Consider the following 1,108-nt stretch of genomic DNA (forward strand, 5'->3'; position numbering starts at 1 on the left):
GTGCAGGCGCGGGTGCGGGAGCCGGGGCCGGCGACGGCGCGGGGGCTGGAGCGGGGGCGGGAGAAGGTGCAGGCGCGGGCGCTGGTGCAGGAGCCGGCGCAGGGGTGCCGGCGCAATTGCCGACGGCCGTCCACGGCTGGCCGCTGCCGGCGGGGCCGCTGCTGGTGGCCGGGTTGTTGTTCTGCGTCCAGTAGTTGGCCTTGTAGTTCACGCCGTTGTAGCTGACGGTCGCGCCGCCGGTGTAGGCGGTGCCAGCCACCCAGGCGAGGTAGCAGGTGCCGCCCGGGTTCGGCGCGGGGGCCGGTGCGGGCGCGGGGCTCGGTGCGGGTGACGGCGCGGGAGCGGGTGCAGGAACCGGTGCGGGTGCAGGCGCGGCATTGGTCGGCGACCACAGCGACGGCGTGGCCGCCGGCGTCCAGTTGGTGCCCGCCCAGGCGGTGTGGGTGACCAGCGCGACATAGTCGCGGCCGCCATAGCTCACCACCGTGCCGACGGTGTAGGTGACGCCTTCGCGCCAGGCAGGCGCGCTGGACTGCGCCAGTTGCACGTCGCTGGCCCAGGCGCCCTGCTCGCCGTAGGCCGACGCGGCCTGGACTTGCCCCCACATGCTGCCGATCGCGACGGCAACCATGCTCAATCCCAATGCTTTCACTTTCATCACCCTGATCTCCGGTTGAGATGCATCACAAAAACCAGGGGGGAGTGTGCTGGTACTGGATTGGTATTCCAACCTAGGTTTCTCAAAGATACCAATTCGTACCGCTTGCAAAGCGGTACTTCCGGGGAACCCCGCACTCAATCGACTTCGGACAACGGCAGCACGACCCCTGCCCGCTCGCGCTGGGCGGGGGTGCTCGCGTAGGGATTCGTGTCATCGTCGATATCGGCGAGCGCGCGTCGAACCAGGCCGGCACTCATCGACGGGTCGAAGGGGGCGGTGGGATCGAAACACTCGCGCGGCACCAGCGGCTCGGCGGCCTGCCAGTCGTACTCGAAATCGTCGTCCTCCGGGAGTGCAGGAAACAAGCGCTCCAGCCGATTCAGCGCGGCATCCCGCCAGGCCATGTACGGCGAACCCTCGGGGACCACGAGCTGGGCCAAGGTCGAG

Annotated in this window: 1 protein-coding gene and 1 pseudogene; both read right to left on the reverse strand. The window is 69.5% G+C overall.

The annotated features are described in order from the left end of the window. Nucleotides 1-658, reverse strand: a 658-nt coding sequence (locus tag AC1DXV_RS34910; RefSeq protein WP_477938085.1) for a carbohydrate-binding protein, incomplete at its 3' end; no start/stop codon positions are given. Between the two features lie 137 nt (nucleotides 659-795). After that, nucleotides 796-1,108: pseudogene (locus tag AC1DXV_RS34915) on the reverse strand (hypothetical protein); the annotation flags it as partial.

The sequence above is a fragment of the Rhizobacter sp. P3_C12 genome (assembly GCF_056402735.1).